Source organism: Arthrobacter sp. A5 (assembly GCF_051131705.1).
Taxonomy (GTDB): Bacteria; Actinomycetota; Actinomycetes; order Actinomycetales; family Micrococcaceae; genus Arthrobacter_M.
Window position 1 is genome coordinate 1,678,956 of the sequence record NZ_CP180316.1, and the last position, 19,114, is coordinate 1,698,069.

At 63.4% G+C, this 19,114-nt stretch carries 19 protein-coding genes; 8 read left to right on the forward strand and 11 right to left on the reverse strand.

The window, feature by feature from the left end; genetic code table 11:
• Positions 1-377: 377 nt before the first annotated feature.
• From ACLLJI_RS07700 to ACLLJI_RS07720, 5 genes are all read right to left on the reverse strand, one after another.
• Positions 378-635, reverse strand: coding sequence for a hypothetical protein (locus tag ACLLJI_RS07700; protein ID WP_434619870.1), 258 nt, complete (start codon positions 633-635; stop codon positions 378-380).
• 99 nt (positions 636-734) lie between these two features.
• Positions 735-1,046, reverse strand: coding sequence for a GNAT family N-acetyltransferase (locus ACLLJI_RS07705; protein WP_434619873.1), 312 nt, complete (start codon positions 1,044-1,046; stop codon positions 735-737).
• 1,597 nt (positions 1,047-2,643) lie between these two features.
• Positions 2,644-2,919 carry a hypothetical protein gene (locus ACLLJI_RS07710; protein WP_434619876.1) on the reverse strand — a complete coding sequence of 92 codons (276 nt, stop codon included), beginning with the start codon at positions 2,917-2,919 and terminating at the stop codon, positions 2,644-2,646.
• Between the two features lie 233 nt (positions 2,920-3,152).
• Complete coding sequence (locus ACLLJI_RS07715; protein WP_434619878.1) at positions 3,153-3,413, reverse strand: hypothetical protein; 261 nt, start codon at positions 3,411-3,413, stop codon at positions 3,153-3,155.
• Positions 3,414-3,422: 9 nt separating this feature from the next.
• Positions 3,423-4,856 carry a flotillin family protein gene (locus tag ACLLJI_RS07720; protein ID WP_434619881.1) on the reverse strand — a complete coding sequence of 478 codons (1,434 nt, stop codon included), beginning with the start codon at positions 4,854-4,856 and terminating at the stop codon, positions 3,423-3,425.
• Positions 4,857-5,553: 697 nt separating this feature from the next.
• On the opposite strand from ACLLJI_RS07720, the gene ACLLJI_RS07725 reads away from it, so the two are divergent.
• The gene (locus ACLLJI_RS07725; RefSeq protein WP_434621349.1) at positions 5,554-6,609 is read left to right on the forward strand and encodes a DNA polymerase IV; all 1,056 of its coding nucleotides are present in this window, start codon (positions 5,554-5,556) and stop codon (positions 6,607-6,609) included.
• Between the two features lie 306 nt (positions 6,610-6,915).
• Here ACLLJI_RS07725 and ACLLJI_RS07730 read toward each other — a convergent pair whose 3' ends face one another.
• The 4 genes from ACLLJI_RS07730 to ACLLJI_RS07745 all read right to left on the reverse strand — a co-directional run bounded on the left by ACLLJI_RS07730 (position 6,916) and on the right by ACLLJI_RS07745 (position 10,127).
• Entirely contained in the window at positions 6,916-7,920 is a 1,005-nt protein-coding gene (locus ACLLJI_RS07730; protein WP_434619884.1) for an SDR family NAD(P)-dependent oxidoreductase, read from the reverse strand.
• Positions 7,921-8,036: 116 nt separating this feature from the next.
• Positions 8,037-8,480 carry a redoxin domain-containing protein gene (locus tag ACLLJI_RS07735; RefSeq protein WP_434619888.1) on the reverse strand — a complete coding sequence of 148 codons (444 nt, stop codon included), beginning with the start codon at positions 8,478-8,480 and terminating at the stop codon, positions 8,037-8,039.
• On the reverse strand, positions 8,477-8,818 hold the full coding sequence (locus ACLLJI_RS07740; RefSeq protein ID WP_434619891.1) for a MerR family transcriptional regulator: 342 nt from the start codon (positions 8,816-8,818) through the stop codon (positions 8,477-8,479). Before ACLLJI_RS07740 ends, ACLLJI_RS07735 begins: the two co-directional genes overlap by 4 nt.
• A 7-nt stretch (positions 8,819-8,825) precedes the next feature.
• Positions 8,826-10,127: an ISL3 family transposase gene (locus ACLLJI_RS07745; protein WP_434613694.1), complete on the reverse strand. Its 1,302-nt coding sequence runs from the start codon at positions 10,125-10,127 to the stop codon at positions 8,826-8,828.
• Positions 10,128-10,736: 609 nt separating this feature from the next.
• Here ACLLJI_RS07745 and ACLLJI_RS07750 point away from each other — a divergent pair.
• The 3 genes from ACLLJI_RS07750 (at position 10,737) to ACLLJI_RS07760 (ending at position 14,930) form a co-directional block, all read left to right on the forward strand.
• Positions 10,737-11,834 (forward strand): CocE/NonD family hydrolase, encoded by a 1,098-nt coding sequence (locus ACLLJI_RS07750; protein ID WP_434619895.1) that lies wholly within the window; start codon positions 10,737-10,739, stop codon positions 11,832-11,834.
• A 2-nt stretch (positions 11,835-11,836) separates the two neighbouring features.
• Complete coding sequence (locus ACLLJI_RS07755; RefSeq protein ID WP_434619898.1) at positions 11,837-13,096, forward strand: acyl-CoA dehydrogenase family protein; 1,260 nt, start codon at positions 11,837-11,839, stop codon at positions 13,094-13,096.
• A 91-nt stretch (positions 13,097-13,187) separates the two neighbouring features.
• Entirely contained in the window at positions 13,188-14,930 is a 1,743-nt protein-coding gene (locus tag ACLLJI_RS07760; RefSeq protein WP_434619901.1) for a CocE/NonD family hydrolase, read from the forward strand.
• A gap of 187 nt (positions 14,931-15,117) precedes the next feature.
• On the opposite strand, the gene ACLLJI_RS07765 is transcribed toward ACLLJI_RS07760, so the two are convergent.
• On the reverse strand, positions 15,118-15,612 hold the full coding sequence (locus ACLLJI_RS07765; protein WP_434619904.1) for a hypothetical protein: 495 nt from the start codon (positions 15,610-15,612) through the stop codon (positions 15,118-15,120).
• 433 nt (positions 15,613-16,045) lie between these two features.
• On the opposite strand from ACLLJI_RS07765, the gene ACLLJI_RS07770 reads away from it, so the two are divergent.
• On the forward strand, positions 16,046-16,681 hold the full coding sequence (locus ACLLJI_RS07770) for a dihydrofolate reductase family protein (protein ID WP_434619907.1): 636 nt from the start codon (positions 16,046-16,048) through the stop codon (positions 16,679-16,681).
• Positions 16,682-16,756: 75 nt separating this feature from the next.
• Here the strand turns inward: ACLLJI_RS07770 and ACLLJI_RS07775 are convergent, their stop codons facing one another.
• Positions 16,757-17,296 (reverse strand): chloramphenicol phosphotransferase CPT family protein, encoded by a 540-nt coding sequence (locus ACLLJI_RS07775; protein ID WP_434619910.1) that lies wholly within the window; start codon positions 17,294-17,296, stop codon positions 16,757-16,759.
• A gap of 135 nt (positions 17,297-17,431) precedes the next feature.
• Between ACLLJI_RS07775 and ACLLJI_RS07780 the strand changes: the two genes are divergently transcribed.
• The 3 genes from ACLLJI_RS07780 to ACLLJI_RS07790 all read left to right on the forward strand — a co-directional run bounded on the left by ACLLJI_RS07780 (position 17,432) and on the right by ACLLJI_RS07790 (position 19,051).
• Positions 17,432-17,572: a hypothetical protein gene (locus ACLLJI_RS07780; RefSeq protein WP_434619913.1), complete on the forward strand. Its 141-nt coding sequence runs from the start codon at positions 17,432-17,434 to the stop codon at positions 17,570-17,572.
• A gap of 10 nt (positions 17,573-17,582) precedes the next feature.
• Entirely contained in the window at positions 17,583-18,440 is an 858-nt protein-coding gene (locus ACLLJI_RS07785) for a PhzF family phenazine biosynthesis protein (protein WP_434619916.1), read from the forward strand.
• A gap of 425 nt (positions 18,441-18,865) precedes the next feature.
• A complete protein-coding gene (locus ACLLJI_RS07790; protein WP_434619919.1) occupies positions 18,866-19,051 on the forward strand; it encodes a hypothetical protein in 186 nt (61 codons plus the stop codon).
• Positions 19,052-19,114: the final 63 nt, after the last annotated feature.

Sequence of the window (19,114 nt, forward strand, 5' to 3'; positions counted from 1 at the left end):
TCGCCGATGCGATAGCTGGACGGAACCGTCACCGACACCGACATCGGGCTCGACGCGTTGCCGCGCAGCCCCAGCCCGCACTCATTCCGCCGTCGGGACGCTTCTGTACCCCGTGTCCTGGAACGCGGGATCAACCTATTTCGACATGCTGGCATAGAGCGTGTTGCTCTACGAACCTTCGGTGCTGGTGCGAGTCCCTGCCATCGAGGCGCGGCCATGGCGTCGGCACCTTGACGACCTAATTCGGACCCCGCACACAACGGCCACCCCGGAAGGGGAACGCTGAGCGGACGCCCGACGATTCAAGAAGTCCTGTATACCCACGAACTCGCCGTCGTCCACTGGCCGACGACGGCGATAAATGAAGGCAGCCCGGGTTACAGTTGCCGGCCCCTGCGGTCCCAATCGTCCCTCCGGGCCTCTTCCTCATTCCAAAACGGCATGTCGTTGCGCCGGACGCGAATCAGGTATCCTAGGAGAATCCCGCTGATCAGGAATAAGGCGGCAGCCGGAAGGAAAGCTGGAAGGTCCCAGTTTGCACTTCGCCAGAACAGGGCATTCAGAGCGAGTATGGTGCTGACGGTGGCCAGACCGACATCGGCCCACAACAGGAACCGGAAGCTACCCCGGGTCATTCTCGGTTCAAGCCGATGGGGACCATCTGGTTCCGACATGTTCGAAGCCTACTGCCGTTGACCTGGGTTGTCGCGGTCCGCTTTGTCCGGCGGATCCCCCTATCGCAGCTCTTTTCGCATCTTGAAGTTAATCAGCTCCACCCCTGCTTTCACCGGGTGCTGTTCTGCTTCGACTGTGAAGCCATGCCGCTCGAAGAAATGCCGCGCTGTAATGCTCACGTTGGCTGAGAGCGCTGATGTCCCTTCGCGGCGTGCATGCGCCTCAACGTGGGCGAGTAGCTGGTGCGCTACTCCACGTCGCTGGTGACGCGGCGAGACGAACATCTTGTCCACGTAACCGTCGGGGCTTACATCCGAGAAGCCGGCGAGTTCGCCTCCGATTGTGGCAACGATGCTGTGCCGGGTCAGCATGGCTTTGTGCCAAGTCCCGACGTCGCGCCTCTCGGGCTGAGTTCACGCTTGTACTTGCTCCGCCGTGTAGTCCGCGGCAGCAGTCTCTGTCACGGCCGAGAGGAACACCGCCAGCGTTTCTGCAGCATCCGCGTGCTCGTAGGGCCGGATCACTACGGACGTATGCTCTCGTGCTTGCTGACGGTCCATCAACCCAGTCTTCCACCGAGGTCACCCGTTCCGAAAATGATCATCGATTACGGTAGGCGCGTGCCTCCGCGTTCAGGGTCCGTGAGGGGAGCGCAAAGCGGACTGCTGGTGCGTCGGGCCCGCATCAGCAGTCCGGTTCCCCCGGTGAAGTTGGTCGGGTGGAAGCCCGGTGCACGGGCAACCTCTTTAAATCCCCATGCGCGGTGCAACTCCATGGAGGCAAGGTTGCTGGCATTGACGATTTACCAAGCCTGATCGGTCCTAGGCCAGATCCAGTCCATGCGGGCTGCCGTCGGCGCGATGCCCGTTCCGGGCCGTCTCCAATCCGGATGGACAGTGACCCCGCCGAGGCAGTGGCCTGCCGGTGCCACGGCCGTCGCCCGCTGGTAGCGTCGATGGCACGGATCGTGTGAAGATCCCCGGTACGGGCGAAACGCACATCAATGTTGATGGGCATCGCGCGGCGCGGGTTCCTTTGAACGAACGTCGCAAACCGGCTGTTTGTCATGACAGCAGTCAATCCGGTCGGCATTTCCGGCGCAACCCAAGAAGCTGTATGCCGTCCCATGAGCCGAACCCTTTGCGGGCGTTTTTTGACGCGGAGGTGGCATCGCTGAGTCATGCTCCCGACCCCTGCCGAGTCTCGTCGTCGGGCGTCCCTTATAGACGTCGCAAGTATCTTTCGGTGAGTCCAGGAATGATCGCCAGTTGGAAACCAGATCGAGGTTGGGCACTCGACGAGCGCCCAGTGGTCACAGATAGTCGGCACCGTGCCCGCATCGAGCCCGCTCTACACTCTGAGAAGCTGGCTCCCCGGGGCAAGCTCCCTGGCGTCCGCAAAGCGTATCTGCTCCTCCGCACCGCTGACCGGAGGAGGCAAAGTCACGCTCACACAATACGTCGCCGGTGGCTTCGACTATGACTACTCCTGTATCTGAGACCAGAACACCGCTCCGCAGGGGTTTCCGACCGGCATGCGCGGTCCGACGGTGTCACGTCGAGCTTTCTGGCCAGGTACATGCCACTGCCCGGGTAGCTGAGGAAGAAGCATCGGATGGTTCCTGCGGTCGCCCCAAAGGCTCCGTGCTGCAACGATCGTGTCTATGACGGTCGTGCTGAGCGACTTCAACAGGCCCGACATCGGATCGGATCGTACTGCTGCCGGACTGCTTCGAAATCGCTATGTTTCCGGCAGAGGGCAGTGTTAGCAGGGGCTAGGATCCGGTTCGGGTCCCATTTGGGAATAGTAAAACCGCAGGTCAGGGACTTGTTTCCCGTGACCTTTGCACAAACGTGCACATGTGTTGCTCGCGTGCCCGCTTTCCAGTGCTTGACGGTCTACGTCAGTGCCTTCGGCTGGCTGTCTGAGCGGCGGCGAGGATTTTGGATTGCGGTGACTCCGTGGGCGTCAGCTTCCCGTCGCGGGCCCAGACGGTCCGGGCCGGGTGGAGGGGGCGGATGCACCGGTGTTGAGTAGTTTGAGGGCGAGCACTGCGGCGAGGGTGGCGACGGGAAGTTCAACGAGAACCGCCTCGAGGATGGCCACGGTCAGGGGCATCCCCGGTGGGGCTGTGGTGATGGCAAAGAGTGCATCAATGCATAGGCTCGTTGAGAACGCTGTCGTGGGCAACACGGCGTACTTGCTGCGTCTGTGCAGGGAGTACGGCGCTGAATAGCGCTGCAAGTCCTTCGAAGCTGTCCAAGGCAGTCCACGCAATGTTCCAATTGTTCGCGACGGTTACGGAGGGCAGTGTTCGGGCCAGGTAGATGATCCAAACACTGTAGAACAGAACGAGCTCTACTAGGTGTGCCAGCGTTGAGAAGGTGAGGACTCTGACCGACTATCGGCCGAACGCCGGGCGCGAGTCGAGGAACCCTTCGGCCGTGGGTAGAGCGGAGGGAAAGGTGGGGTCCAAATCAGCCGGCCGGGTCAGGGTCAGCGCCGTGCCTCAACACGTCCGGAAGCTCGTCCACGTAAACCGTTTGTGGCGGCTCGAAGTAGATCACCAGCACCTCATCATCCACTGCGAAGCCGCTCGTCTTGTTGAACGGGTGAGCGTGGAAGGCCATGGTGCCGCCAAGGTAGGGCAGCATGACTTCGCCGATGGTGCCCGGTCCGATGCGCCCGGTCACCCGCCCGATCGTGCCTGTCAGGCTCCGGTCAACGTCCTTGTGCATACGGTGTCCCTATGCGCCGGGAGCTTTGGGCGGGCGCTTGGCTTCTTGGCCGTTCCTGAGCGCGGACGCGAGGGCGGGAAGGTAGTCGCCCGCCTGGGCGAGGATTCCGCCGAGCATCTTGTTGACGCCGTCGCCGCCGTTCAGGACGGTCATCTGGCCCACGTGTGAGAACGGCTCGGCCGCTGCGGCGATGATGGCGGGCATGTTTTCGGCGAGCTGCTGCGATATCACCGCGTCCTGGTTGGTCCCCAAGGCCTCGGCCCGCGCCTTGATGCCGTCTGCCTCGGCCAGCGCCTTGGCCTTGATCGCGGAGGCCGCGGCATCACCCTTGGCCTTGGTGGCCGCGGCTTCGGCCTCGCCGGTGACCTTGGTGGCTCCGGCAGCGGCAGCCGCGGCGGTGGCATTCGCTTGGGCCTGCAGTTCCGTCCGGCGGGCGTTGGCTTGGGCTTCAAGCTCGGTGCGGCGTGCGAGTGCCTCGGCGGCGCTGATGTCGGCCGCTTTCTGGCCTTCCGCGTCGGTGCGCTTGGCGTAGGCTCTAGCGTCTGCGGGTTTCCGGACGGTGGTCTGGAGCTTCTGCTCTTCCCGGTCCGCCTCGAGCTTGGCGACTTCGGTTTCCTGGACCACCACCTGTTGCCGCGCCGTGGCGTCAGCCAGTGGGCCGGCCTGGGCTGCGTTGGCCTTGGCGCGCTCGGCGTTAGCCTGCGCCACCGACTGCCTGATTGCTGAAAGGCTCTGCGCGTCCGCGATCAGCGCCGCGGCCTCCGCTTCCTTCTCGGCTGCTTCACGGTTGCGGGTGGTCTCCGCGATTCGGGCCTCCATCTTCACCTGGGCGATGTGCGGCTTCGCGATGTTCTGGATGTACCCCGTGGGGTCCTGCAGGTCCTTGATCTGCAGGGAATCCACCACGAGCCCGAGCTTTTCCATCTCCACGCCGCTGGCGCTGCGGACCTGCGAACCGAGCTTGTCCCGCTCGCGGATGATCTCCTCCATGGTCATGCTGCCGATGATGGAGCGCAGGTGGCCCTCAAAGACGTTATACACCTGGCTTTCCATTTTGGGTTGCTGGCCCAGGAAGCGCCGTGCCGCATTGGCAATGAAGGGCGGGGCGTCGCCGATCTTGTAAATGACCACACCCTCCACGATTACCTGGATGCCCTGCGAGGTAACACAGGAAACTTTGAGCTCAGTTTCATTTAATGTGAGCGACAAGGTCCGCACCGTTTGGAGGCCGGGAAGGACCAGTGCGCCCTTGCCCGTGACGATTTTGAAATCCATCCCGGCCCGGGATTCAATGGTTCCACGGGTCAGCCCGGAGATGATGAGGGCTTCGTTGGGTTCAGCCACCTTCCACATCAGTTTTGTTGCCACCCAAATAAAACCCACGGCAAAAAGCACCGCCAAGATGGTGGCAATAAGCGGGAAGAATGCTGAGAAGTCCGGCATGACCAGGTCCTTTCAAGGGTGTGGAACGGGCATCGCGGCAAAGCCCCAATAAATGCAGCTGTCCATTCCCGACCGGTCGAAATACGGGTAATTCAGGCCTGCCGGGACAGCTGTTGTAGACAGTCTGATTGGGCCCCGCTCAAGAGTCCATAGCCTGCATGAAATTTGCCTGCTGCAACGGAACTGGCAGACGACGACGGTACCTGGTCTACGTCGTCGGGTGCGCTAAGTGCCCGCTCGGCCGAACGTCGGGGTGCACGAAAAAGACGTTCCCTCAGTTGCGGAAACTGAGGAAGCGGCGGTCTTTGCAGTGCGGGAACTCACGTGGCGCGATCGCGGGCTTTGGACGGGCTCAGCCGCCGGTGGAAACCTGCTCGATCACCGCGTGGTCGCGGTCCAGGTTCCCCGGCCCGGCCGCGCCCTGCAGCGAACCCAGCTCGGAAGAGAAGTCCACGCTGGCGCGAACACGGTCGTCCCGGCACCGAAGAGACTCAGGGAGCGCCTGATGGCCGCAGGTCAAGACTTATCTGCATTCCTCGAAGCACTATCTAGAGCTCGTTTACCTGTGGCGGTGTTCGGCGGCGCTGGAATTTAAAGAAGTTCAGGAGGCCGCAGACTCAGCGGCCAGGCTCGGTAGAGAGCCGATGCATGCCAGCGATGTTTAGGGCAGACTGGTGGCGTGAGCGTAATCCGGTGGGTGCTGCACGTGGATCTCGACCAGTTCATCGCGGCGGTCGAAGTGCTCCGGCGGCCGGAGCTTGCAGGCAAGCCGATCATTGTCGGCGGTCGGGGCGACCCCACGGAACGAGCTGTGGTGTCGACCGCATCCTACGAAGCCAGGGCGTTCGGAGTTGGTTCCGGAATGCCTTTACGCATTGCGGCCCGGAAAGTCCCCAACGCTGTGATTCTGCCCGTCGATCAGGAGGCTTATTTCGCGGCGTCTGAAACGGTGATGGATACCCTGCGCGCGCAGCCCGGTGCCACTGTGCAGGTGCTGGGTTGGGATGAAGCCTTTGTAGGCACCGAGACAGAGAATCCGGAAGCCTACGCCCGGCAGGTGCAGGCCGCTATCCTGGAGCGAACGCAGCTGCATTGCAGCGTGGGCATCGGCGACACCCTGGTCCGAGCCAAGGTCGCCACCGGTTTCGGCAAGCCGGCCGGAGTCTTCCGTCTAACTTCCGGGAACTGGCTGGACGTCATGGGCAGTCGGCCCACCAAGGACCTGTGGGGCGTCGGAACAAAAGTGTCGGGCCGACTGGCCAAACTCGGCATCAGCACAGTCGCCGAGCTCGCCGGAGCCGACCCTCAGGACCTGGTCCCGGAGTTCGGCCCCAAGATGGGTCCTTGGTACGCGGAGCTCGGACGCGGGGACGGCGCCAGCGTTGTAGACGACACCCCGTGGGTTGCCCGCGGGCATAGCCGGGAGACCACTTTCCAACGCGACCTGACCGAGCCTGCCCAGGTGGACGACGCCGTGAGGGGGCTGGCAGCGCGTGTCCTTGAGGATGTTCTGGCCGAAGGACGGCCCGTGGTTGGGCTGACCCTAAAGGTTCGGTACGCGCCGTTTTTCACCAAGACCCACGCGAGGAAGATTCCCGAGACATTCGATTGGAACGAAATCCTCACGCAGGTCTTGGACCTCGCTGCCGGAATCGAAGCGGGCCGGCCGATCCGACTCCTGGGCCTGCGGGCCGAAATGGCAATGTCCGACGATGCCCGAAAGGGACATACGCCAACGCGCGGCGGTTGGTGACGGCGTCGCTCCCTTCCTCGGTCGGCCGATCCACCGTTTACAGGGCCATTGAGCGTAGCCACAGCAGGGCAGCCGGGCCAATCCGGCCCTAATGCTTGTGCAGACGACTTCTGACGGTGATGCAGTCGTCTTACGAAAATGACACCTGAGGTGGCCGGCCATGCTGCGGCCCAGTCCCCGGCTGGGGCCCCCGGTGCTGTCCACGAGACACTCCCCGGTCGGCCCCGGGCTCGAGCAGAAGCACCTGTCGCACGGCTCGTGTCCGCAAGCTATGTAACGGCAGGTCGTTCATCGGTGGATTAAGACTTAGAGGGTCCCCATGTCAGACGGGGAAGGCTGTGGCCCGGTCAGGGTCTGGCTGGCGGTCCAGGCCAGTTGCTGTAGGTCGCGGTGGTAGGAGATCGGAGGGGAGCGGCGCGGGCGGGTGCGCTCGTAGTAGGCGCCGGTGACCTGTTGCAGCTGGGGATCGACGGCCAGGTGCAACGGGCTGGCGGCTCCCTGTTCCGGGGTGAGCAAAGCGCCTTGGAGCAGTCCCAGAAACGGCCGGAACGCTGCCGGGGCGACGTCGCCGATGAGGTCGGTGGCGACCAGGCCGGGGTGGACGGCGTTGACGGTGACGCGGTCAGCACGGAGCCGCTCCGCGAGCACGTAGCCGCACATGAGGGTCAGCAGCTTGGCCCGGGCGTAGGCGGTGAACGGATCGTAGCCCTGCTCGGCGCTAAGGCGCTGCGGAGCTCGGAGATCGGTGGCCTCCAGCGTTACGGGTCGGGGCCGTCGGCGGAGCTTGATCTGGCGGGTGTCGGCCATGGCGGCGGAAACGACGTTGATGACGCGGGAGGGGGACCCGGCTCGAAGCAGAGGCAGCAGTTGTTCGGTGAGCAGGAAGCCAGCAAGGTGGTTCACTGCCAGGTTCATCTCGATGCCGTCCGGGCTGATCTGGTGATGGCGGTAATGCGCTCCGGCGTTGTTGACGAGCAGGTGCACAGCCTGGTGGTGGGCAGCCACCTCCGCGGCGGCGCGGCGAACGTCCGCTTGGACGGCGAGGTCCGCGACGACGATCTGGACCCGCCGGCTGTCGGTCCCCGCCACGATCTCCCGAACGAGCTGGTCCCCGCTGCTGGCGGTGCGGGTGAGCGCGACGACGGTGGCGCCGGCGCGGGCGAGCTCGGTCGCGATCACCCGCCCCATGCCGCCAGCGGCTCCGGTAAGGGGGGACACCGACAAGGCGGAACTTAGCTGCACGAACAACATGGCAGCCACGGCCAGCATCCATGGCGGGACAGCTGCGGATCGGGCCACTGGCACGGTCATGGCTGCAACCAATCCAGGACCCGTTGGGCATGGGTGTTGGGCGGGAAGATCGGATAAAACACGTGCTCGATGACGCCGTCCTTTATCACCAGCGTCAGGCGTGCGTAGAGCCGGTCTTAACCCGGCGCCGCGAAGGTTGGCAGCGTCAGCGCGTCCGCGAGAGCAAAGGTGGGGTCGGACAGCATTGGGAAGGGCAGACCCAGCCGGTCGACGACCTCGTGTTGGTAGTACGTGTCCTGGCTGGACATCCCAAAAACATTTTCCACTCCGGCGTCCCCCAGCACCATGAAGTGGTCCCGGAAATCGCACGCCTCTGTGGAACATCCGCGGGCACCCGGAATAGCATCCCAACCATCGGGTAGATCTGTCCCCGGGACACCTGTTAGCGGATACAAGTAAATAACCGTCCGGCCGCTTCCGAGGTCGGCGAGATTGACCTTGCGGCCGGCGGTGGCGGACAACGTCAGCTTCGGCATTGCAAGCCCGACCAGATGGTCGGCGGCTCCGTCGTCCACTGGGGCGGGAAGATTATCGGGAAGGACCTTGGAGTAGTCGATCACGGTGGTGCTCTCCGTTCTAAAGGTGCGGTACGCGCCCTGGTGCAGCCTTTCGACCAGGTGCTCGCGCCAGGAGGCAAGGGATTCGATTGTCCGACCAACTCTGCAATGCCGTCTCGGTAGGCAGCCAGGGATGCCGGGCACTCGTCACTGTGCTGGTGCCCTGCATCCAGGCATTCGATAAACGGTGCAGCACGAGCGGGATTGATTCCGAGCCCGGACAACGCACGTATTTCACTGATCACCCGTAAATCCTGATCAGAGTAGTCGCCGTACCCATTGGACAGACGGCCCGGCTGCACCAGGCGTAACTGCTCGTAATAGCGGCTCTCCTGACACATCCGTGGGTCATTTCCGTCCCGGGAGCACCGGTTTACGGCCACCCAGGCTGAGCATGGCCAGGCTGATCAGGGCCTCGGGGGACTTGAACCCGAACGCCACCCGGGTGATCAGCCTGATCTTCGTATTCATGGATTCAATCCGTCCGTTCGACAGCCCGTGTTCGATGGATGCCAGGATGCTGTCGCGGTGCTTGACGATGGCCTTTTGGAGTTTCACGAAGGAGGGGATCCTGGATCTCCTGGCCCAGGACACCCATCGGTCCAGGGCCACCACGGCTTCGGCATAAGGGAGCTTGAAGACCGTGCGCAGCCCTTCCTTCAAGTAGTAGGCCCGGCCCAGGACGGGGTCGGTCTGCACGATCCAGGACAGCTTCGCCTGCTGCTTTTCGGTGAGGTCCTCGGGGTTCTTCCAGAGTGCGTAGCGGCTGTTCTTCAGCTTGGTGGCCCGCTCACTGTCGGGCCTCTCCGGCGCGACCTTGGGTGGTCGTCCGCGGCCACGGGCCGGTTCGTTCTCCCGGGCCGCTTTCCGTGCCCGGTTCCAGGCGGTGCGCCGCTCTGCATCCAGGGCGTCGGTGGCCCACATGACGATGTGGAACGGGTCGGCCACGCGGACCGCTTGGGGGCAGCGCGCGGCCACGACGGTGGCGATCCACTCGGCCGCATCCGCGGATACATGCGTGATCTCGGTGCACCGTTCGTCCCCCAGAGCGTCGAAGAACTTGCCCAGGGTGGCCTTGTCCCGTCCCGGCGAGGCCCAGATGAGCCGGCCCGAATCATGGTCCACGACCACGGTGAGGTACTTGTGTCCGCGCTTGTAAGAGATCTCGTCAATGCCAATGCGTGTCAGGTTCGCGAACGGGTCGAAGGTCGCGGCGGTGTCTTTCCAAACCCGATCGATGATCGAGCCCACGGTGCGCCAGGCGATGCGCATCAACTGGGTGACAGCGCTCTTGGAAGTCTGGGTGGCCAGCCAGGCGATCTGCTGGTCAAAGATCCTGGTGTGGCCAGCCTGGTGCCGGGCCCACGGGACGGCGGCGACGGTGACCCCGTGCTCGGGGCAGCGCACCCGCGGTGATTCGGCGACCAGGTAGGTTTCGATGGTTCCCAGATCCAGGGTCCGCCATCTCCTGGGACCACCGCCGCGGTCGTATCGGCGGCACCGCCTGGAACAGATCCCGCACCGGTTGCGCATGGACTTCATGGGGCTCACCAAGGCGATGAAAACACCGGTGTCCTCCTCGAAATCCAGACCCCGGACAATCGTTTTTTCGACACCCAGCAGGGTGCACCATATGCTTGATTTCTGCACGCCGTTTTCCAACCTCGATTTTTGTACCTTTGACAGTCAAAAATCCTAGGTAGAAAGCGGCGTGTGGTCGTTAAGGCGCGCAGGTCACGCCCACGGATATGTCACAAGAGCCGTAATAGCGCACTGCTTTGATCGAGACCTGGGCCCGCTCGGCCAACTCACCTATGCGCATTATTACCTCCTGCTCTCACGTTAAACCCTGCCCTTGGGGTCAGAGTCAACTCCGGGCTCCCTCTCCCCTCCGCAAGTTTCCCGTATGAGGCTCGGCCGACGGAGCGGCTGAAACCAACGGGGCGACGTTGAGGCTCCGAATCGGCGGCGTCCCAGACGGGAACGCCCTGCGGGATAGGCTCCTCCGATGGCCTGGCGTCCGGGCGTGGCTCGTCATCACGGCCATCCAGTAGGGTCAGGGCGAGGAAGCGAGAGGAGTAGATAGGTTGTCGCGCAGGTCCAGTGCATAAAGATATTTGTCGTACCGAACGGCTCCTACAGCGACGAAACGAGGTAGTGCACCGTACCGCACGAAACCAAGTGATTCGTATAGCGCGATCGCCCTGCGGTTATCAAAACTACAACGGAAGGCGGCAGGAGACCGATTGGCTGGCCCGCATGCTGGCTACGCCGTTCAACGATCCGGCGGCATACGGTCCGAATGGCTCCATATTCATGCGTCCCGAGCTGGAGAAGGCGACGGCGCCGGTCTGGATAGTCGGTCCACAGACCGGGATCGTCATTCACCAGCTCGGCAGCAGTGAGACCTTTATCCGCTCGACCGGCGTGCAATCGAAGAAGTTCGATTTTGTCGACGCGTGGTTTCCGTACAGCTACAAGAGCTCGACGATCGCCGACCACCTGGCCTTCTTCGGCCATTGGCTGAAGGGCGAGGATAACGGGGTGATGGATGGCGCACCCGTGCGGGTGCAGGTCCGTAGCGGAAACGGTGGGCACTATGTGCTCGAAGAGAATGAATGGCCACTAGCGCGCACGACCTACCCGCGCTGGTACCTCGACGCGACGCCGTCGGACTGGACAGGCGACGGCCGCCGCAACGACTTCCGGCGAATCAGCGCGTCCATCCCGACCACCAAGGCATCGGCGGGCTACGACGCCGCGCTCGACCGGGGGCATCCCATCCCGGCCCCGACCGGCTATGTCGGGGGCACCGCGCGCTGGGCGACGGGTGTCTCGTTTATCAGCGAACCGATGGCGGAAGACATGGTGCTCGCCGGCTACATGAAGGCGGGCCTGTGGGTGTCGTCGACGAGCACTGACATGGATGTTTACGTGTCATTGAGAGTGCTCGACGAGCAGGATCGCGAAATCCGGTACGAGTCGCTCGTGCCTCCCATCGATCCAGCGAACATCCACCCAACCGGGCACGGTCTGCTCAAAGTGTCGCATCGCACGATCGACGAGGAGCGGTCGACGGACTACTGGCCGGTCCAGACGCACCTCGAGGCGGACTACCGGCCGCTTGAGGGTGGCGAGGTCGTTTTCGTCGAGGTCGGCCTCCATCCGAGCAGTGCGGTGATCCGCCGGGGCTGCCGGCTCAGGGTCGACATCCAACCGTACTCGCCGGCCGGAATTCCCTCCCGTGCCTACGACGAGAGCTATCACGCCGGGGCGACGAACACCGTTCACACCGGCCCAGACCACCCCAGCTACGTGCAGTTGCCCATAGTGCCGCAGAACGAATCGAGGAACTAACCATGATGGACCCGACCACAACCACCGCCGAGCGGCTCGGAACGATCCTTGAAAAAGTGCGCGCCATCGGACCGTCCCTGCGGGAGTGCGCCCCGGAGGCAGAACGTGCCGCGCGACTCTCGGACGCGACGATAGCCGATCTGGATGCCACCGCCGCCTTTACCATCGCCAGCCCTGCCGAGTTCGGCGGTGCTGAGCTTTCCGTGAGACAGCAGCTCGACGTCGTGACCGAAGTTTCGAAGTGGGACGGTTCGTGCGGATGGGTCGTGTGGGCCGGAGCGTTGACAGACTGGATCCCGGCCGGCTCGGGCCCCCGAGTGCTGGAGGAGGTCTTCGGACCGGAGTGGGTCGGACCCCGGGTTGCCGGCTCGAGCCATTTTCCGGCGTCTCGCGGGCGCGCGAAGCAGGTCCAGGGTGGCTGGATCATCACCGGCGGCCCCTGGACCTTTGCGACCGCGTCCCTTTGGGCGCCCTTCACCAACCTCGGATGCATCGCCGAAGGTGCCGACGGACCCTATCTGGTCGGCGTGCAGGTGCCACGCGACGAGCTCACGTTCCTCGACGACTGGCACGTCGCCGGCATGCGCGGCACCGGAAGCGTCTCCGTCACGCTCAAGGGCGAGGAACTGTTCGTCCCGGACTATCGGGGCGTCGACTTCCGCAAGATCACCTCGGGGGCAATCGACAGCGGCCTGGCGGGATCCCTCTGGAAGGCGCCATCGCTCGGCTGGTCCTTCAGCCTGATGGCGGGAATGTCGATCGGCATCGCCCAAGGCGCGCTCGAGCGTTTCCTCGAGCGCCCGGCCGGGCGCCCCATCCGTGGGACAACGTACAAGAACCAGTTGGAAGCGCCCCTCACGCACCTGATGCTCGCGGAGGTCCATTCCAAGATCCAGTCCGCGACGTTGATGACGCGGGCCAATGCCGACGAGACCGATCGACTGGGCGAACTCGCTGCAGCAGGCACGCCGGCCGACCCCGGGTACATGCAACTGTTCAGGGCCAGAGTCCTTGTCGAGACGGCCTACGCAGCCAAGTGGTGTGCAGAGGCGATCGAGCTTCTGCAGCGCAACTCCGGGTCCACGGCGATCATGGACTTCGAGCCCATTCAGCGTTCCTGGCGTGATGCCCGGATCATCACGCTGCACGGAGCGCTCAACCTCGAGGCGTTGTCCGAGAACTACGGACGACTGATGGCCGGCATTCGCCCGCACCAGTTCGCCGGGATCACCACACTCGACCGGTTTTCGCCGGTTCCATAAAATAACTCAAGCGGCGTTGAGCTGGCCAAAAGACGTACGCCCGCACTGACGCGAGAACCGGTCTTCGGACCAGGAAAGAGAAGGAACTCTCATGAGCGATGAGAAGAAGATCTATCTGCCGTCCGGCCCGCTGCCGGCGGCCAGGACCGGCTTGCTGACGGAGTTCGATCCGGGAACGCGAACTCTCGAGGCCGGTTTTCAGATCGCGCCGCAGTTCCGCTCGCTGCCGGTCGACATCGTCTTCGAAAGGGACGTCGCCGTTACGCTCCGCGACGGCGTGAGGATCCACGTCGACGTGTTCCGTCCGGCCGGCAGCGAGAAGGTGCCCGTGATCGTGGCGTACAGCCCCTATGGCAAGGGCCAGGGCACCTCGCCGAGCGTGATGGGCATCTTCGGCCTCGTCGGCCTGGACAACAGTGTCGTCTCGGGTTTGGAGAAATTCGAAGGCCCCGACCCGGCCTTCTGGTGCGCGCAGGGATATGCGATCTGCAATCCGGACATCCGCGGTGTTGTCGACTCCGACGGTGACAGCGTGTTGTGGGATCGTCAGGACGGTCGCGACTGCTACGACATCATCGAGTGGCTGGCCGAGCAGCAGTGGTGCAGCGGCAGGGTCGGGATGAGCGGAACGTCATACCTGGCGGCCACGCAGTGGTTCGCAGCGGCCGAGCAGCCGCCGCACCTCGCCGCCATCAACCCATGGGAGGGCGTGAGCGACATCTACCGCGACCTGGTCAGGCGGGGAGGGATGCCGGACACCGGATTCGCGCGCCAGCTGCAAACCGGCAGCTTCTTCGGCAAGGGCCGGAAAGAGGACATCCTCGCGGAGGCCGAGCGCTACCCGCTCATGGGCGACCTGTGGGAGAACAAGATCCCCGACTTCGACCGGATCGACGTGCCTGCCTACGTCGTCGCCAGCTACTCCAACACGCTGCACACCGCGGGGACGTTCCGCGCCTGGCGGCGCATCGCCTCTGACGATAAATGGCTGCGCGTGCACAACAGCCAGGAGTGGCCCGACTACTACGATGAGATGAACCAGGAAGACCTCCGTCGCTTCTTCGACCGATTCCTCAGGGACGAGGACAACGGATGGGAGCAGACGCCACGCGTCCGCTACGCCTTGCTCGATCTCGAGGGCGGCGACCGGGTCAATGTCGCCGCGGACCAGTTCCCCCCGAAAGATGTCACGTCGACGAAGTACTACCTCGACGGACGCTCGCGGGCCCTGGCCGCCGAAGCGCCTGCGGGCGAGGTGCCGGTGACCTATGCCGTCGACTCCAATCCGACCGCGGTGTCGTTCATCACGCGATTCGAGCAGGAGACTGTGCTCGTCGGCTACCCGAAGGCTCACCTCTGGGTCGAAGCCCGGGGCTACGACGACATGGACCTGTTCGTGCTCGTGCAGAAGCTCGATAAATGGGGAACACCGCTGCAGGCTTTCACCGTGCCCAACCAGAGCCCAATGGCCCACGACCTCACCGATCACGGAGCGACCATCCTGCGCTACAAGGGATCGGATGGACGCCTGCGCGTCTCCACCCGTCACCTCGACGAGACCCTGTCGACCGACGACGTGCCCGCTCACACCTTTGACCGAGTCGAGAAGCTTTCGACCGGCGAGATCGTCGAAATCGACGTCGAGCTGCTCCCTATCGGTCTCGCCTTCCATCCCGGCGAACAGCTCCGCTTCGTCATCAGCTCCCGTAACCTCCTGGGGACGATGATGCCGGGAATCGAGGAATACGTCGGCGCCAACAGAGGGCAGCACGTCATCCACACCGGTGGCGAACACGCCTCTTATCTGCAACTCCCTATTCATGCGGATTCGTAGGCAGGCCCATGGGCAGCAAGTTATCGCAGGATCTCGTTGCGCTCACGGTTGCCGAACGTAGCGATTCCGGTTCGACGTCGGCGGTCCAGGCATCGTCGTCGGGCTCCGTCATGCGTGGCCGACGCCAGCCGGCTAAACGTCCAAGGAATCGATCACTGCATCGTTTGTTGTGTGGCCTTGCTGCTGGTTAGGCGTCGGGAGCGGTACACCTTGGTGCCTCATGTTCGGGAGGGTCGTCGTCCTTTGCGGGGTGGAGCTCGCGATGTCCACTTCGCGCAGCCCTGATGACCGGGATAGCGACGACGAAGAAGATGAGGAATGCAAGAAACACCGCCCAGAACCATGGGACGCCAATAAGCTTCAAAGGAAATGCGACGACCTGATACAACACACAGGAGAAGACGAGCCACCAGACGATGAACCGCCGTTTTTCGGCGGCATCCCCTCGAGCGAATCCGCAGGCCATGGCCGTGAGTCCTTCTTCGATGGCTCGTTCGCCAGTGGTGCCATGACGCCAGCGTACAAGCCGGCAAGGCGCGCAGGTCCCATTGTCGACAACTTCAAGTCCGCTGGATATCGCTGCATCAATTTCCGATTGATAAAGGTAACGACGATCGCGAGTAACGTTGGCTGATGTTTGAATCGCGGACTGCACCACATAGAAGTGAGTACTCTCTTGCACGATGTTCGCTCGCAGCGGGTGCTAACGAAGGCGGGCTTACGGTACATCGGGGTGGCGCCTCGATACTTGCAGATTCACGGGAAATGGCAGGACCACAATCTCTAGCAAGTTATCCTGCACGACTGAGCCCCTCGCATCAATGAAAGTCCAGCGCCGCAAACACAGCGCCGACCTGTCCGTATCGGAAAACCCGTGCGGATATAGCTGTGCAAGCTACGCGGGCATCTTTGATGAGTCGACGCGACCTCGAACGTTGATGTCTGATCGCTCCGGGGGTACCATGCCGGCAAGGGGTCGATGACGCACCTGTCCAGCATGGTGCCGGTCAAGGACTGGGAGCGAGGCATGGTGTGGTTCGACCCGGACGGGAACCGGCCGTCCCTGGCTGAGGGGCCCAGCGACGACTGGCGTCGATCAGATCGAGGAGACGGCGATGGGCGAGATAACTGCAGAGACGTCATCAGCAGACCTGCTGGTCGACCTGATCATCTCACTGGACGGGTATGCCTCGGCCGAGGGGTGGCCCGGCTGGTGGGGTCTGGAGGGGCCGGAATACCTGGCCTGGCTCGAGCAGGAGGGGGAGAAGGACTACACCATTCTCCTGGGGGCGAACACCTATCGGCTGATGTCCGGCATGTCGGAGAAGGCCGCGGCCGGGGGCTCGGGATTCTCCGAGGATGAGGGGGCCAGCCTGACCGGCCTTGCCGCCGTGCCCAAGGTCATCTTCTCCTCCACCCTGCAGGCGCCCCTGACCTGGCCGAACTCGGAGCTGGTCACCGGGGACGCAGTCGAGGCCGTGACCGAGATGAAACGGACCGGGACCGGGCCCCTGAGTACCCTCGGCAGCCTCAGCCTCTGCCGGTCGCTGCTGACCGCGGGCCTCGTGGACCGGTTCCGGCTGGTCGTCTTCCCGGTGATCACGGGGCGCACCGGGCGGGAGCGGATCTACGACGGCTATCCGGGTGTTTCTCTTGAGATGGTGGACAGCAGGACCTTCGACGGTCGGCTCCAGCTGCTTGAGTACGTCCCCACGGTGCTCAGCGGTCCGCCGGGCAGCGGTCCGAAGTGAGTCAATCCGTGGGGATTCCCTCGATCTGGAAGTCAGGGGGAGCGTGGGCGTCCCTGCGAAGCAGCAGAGGATCCCTCAACGGGGCAGAGCATCGAGCGAGAGCTGGCCCGCGAGCTCACGTGCGCACTCATCGGTTGAGCGATATGTGGTGTCGACCTCTACGTCATAGACCATCCCGGCGTGCACGCTCAGTGCTTGCTGTCGCGCCATTCCTTCCACACGGTCAAGGCGCTGTGCCTCGCGGGATGCGGCGACGTCCGGCTCGCAGTGCACTCCCACCCAGATCAGGTCCGCTTCGCCGAACGTTGACCGCACACGCTCCTGTCCAGCGCCCCCGGAGAGGAAGACCTCATCAAGGATCAAATGGGCCCCTGCCCGGGCCATAGCGCTGAGTCCGGAATACCAGCTGCGCTCCAAGGCGCGATGCGCAGTGCTAAAAGCAATCGTGCCGCCCTGCTCATAGGTAATTCCTGCGTTCGGGCTGTTACCCCCACCAGGAAGTGCATCGATGAACGTGTCGACGCCAAACGTCAACCAGATGCCCGGGAGGATTTCCTGAAGCGCTCTGGCAATTGAGGACTTGCCGGAGCTCGACCCGCCGTTCAGTACGATCACTTGGGGATTCCAACCGGTAGACACCCCACGAGCCTAGCCAAGAAACGGCATAGCTGTCAGTGTCCTCCCAGAGCCTTTCGGTGACGCGCATCCTTTGGCCCGCCTGCCTGGCGAGGGGTTCAGAAAGTCGTCGGCGTGCATGACGATCCCGGGTCTGTCCTGGATCTTGGCTACCCGGTTGGCGGCGAAGGAAGTCTTACCGCCGCCATCGACGCCATCGACGCCGTCGACTGCCACGAACCGACGGCAGTGGGGGTGGTCATACCGGTGCCCTAGAATTGCGGACATGGACGAGGGAACTACGGTGTTGCGATTGACGGCCTTTGCTTCCGAACCGTCCGGAGGAAACCCCGCCGGCGTTGTGCTTGACGCGAGTGCCCTGTCCACCTCGGAGATGCAGCAGATCGCCACGGACATCGGCTATGCCGAGACGGCATTCGTCACTCGGCCGGCCACGTCGCTCGTGCCATCTCGCGTTGGAATCCGTTACTTCTCCCCAACGGCCGAAGTGCCGTTTTGCGGCCATGCCACGATAGCGACCGCCGTCGCACTGGCTAATCGCGGTGAAGCCGAAACTTTCCTCTTCGAGACGCCGATCGGTGAGGTGAAGATCGAGACTCAGCGAACCGCTGCCGGCACCATGGCTTCCTTCACCAGCGTCGAGCCGCGCGTCGAGTCGATGGAGGAGCCAGTGCTTCAGCGCCTGATGACACTCTTGGGTATCGTTGCCGCAGATTTGCACCCGCATTACCCGCCGCGGCTCTCGTTCGCCGGCAACATTCACCCCGTGATCGTCTTCGCAGAGCGTTCTGCTTTCGACAGTTTCACCTTCGACCCGGATGCTATGCGAGCACTGATGGATGAACGGGGATGGGCGGGCACAGTGACCACGCTGTATGCAATCAGCCCCTTGGAATTCGAGGCGTGCAATCTTTTCCCTGTTGGAACGATGAGCGAGGATCCTGCCACCGGATCCGCAGCGGCGTCCGTTGGTGGATACCTTCGTGCGCTCCATCTGGTCGGGGTGCCGGCCCGAATCACTATTCACCAGGGCCGACATGTCGGGCGGCCAAGTATCCTTGCTGTCGATATCCCCGCGACAGGCGGAATAGTGGTCTCTGGGACCGCTTCCGTCATTCAATAACGAAAGGAACCATCGACAGGTATCCCGGAGTCGCTGCGGAACTTCGTGGGCGGCATGGTCGAGGGCCTCGCCGGATAGGTCCTAACGGAGTGCGTCGACCACGGTTGCGTGCACGTCGTCGTAGGCGAGGGGATCTGTGGGGTTCACCTGGCAATCAGCAATCTCTGAACCGTGCAGCCCGAGCAGCAGACCTTTGCGACGGATATTTCACTTTTCACCCCCTTCCAGCCCCCGTTTCTGCGGCGGCGCGGCGGCCGGTGATCGGTGTCGTTGCGGCAGCGTTCAATGGTCGATCGTCGGGAGAGAGACGATAGGGCCGGCGGATGAAGCCGGGCCCTGTCCCGTTCGGAGGGCATTCGTCCACGCTATTCCAGGCCACGGGACGCGCCCTGGCGGCAACCGTGATGTCGGTGACGCAAGGTGTCTTGTTCATCCCAGTCGTGTTCCTCGGAGACCTATGGTTCGGGCTCGGCGGCATCATCTGGGCGCTGACGATCACCGAGGTCGCCCTGCTTCTGGTCGGTCTCGTGATGTGTCTCGCATCCCGCCGCGGCCTCGCCGAAGGCAGCCCCGAAAGAGCAGAAGCGGCACTCGAGGAGGCTGGCGAATGAGAACCCTCTACGGTCCTGATGCGCCGGCAACAAACATCTGAGAGGTTGCGCACGGTTGGGCTG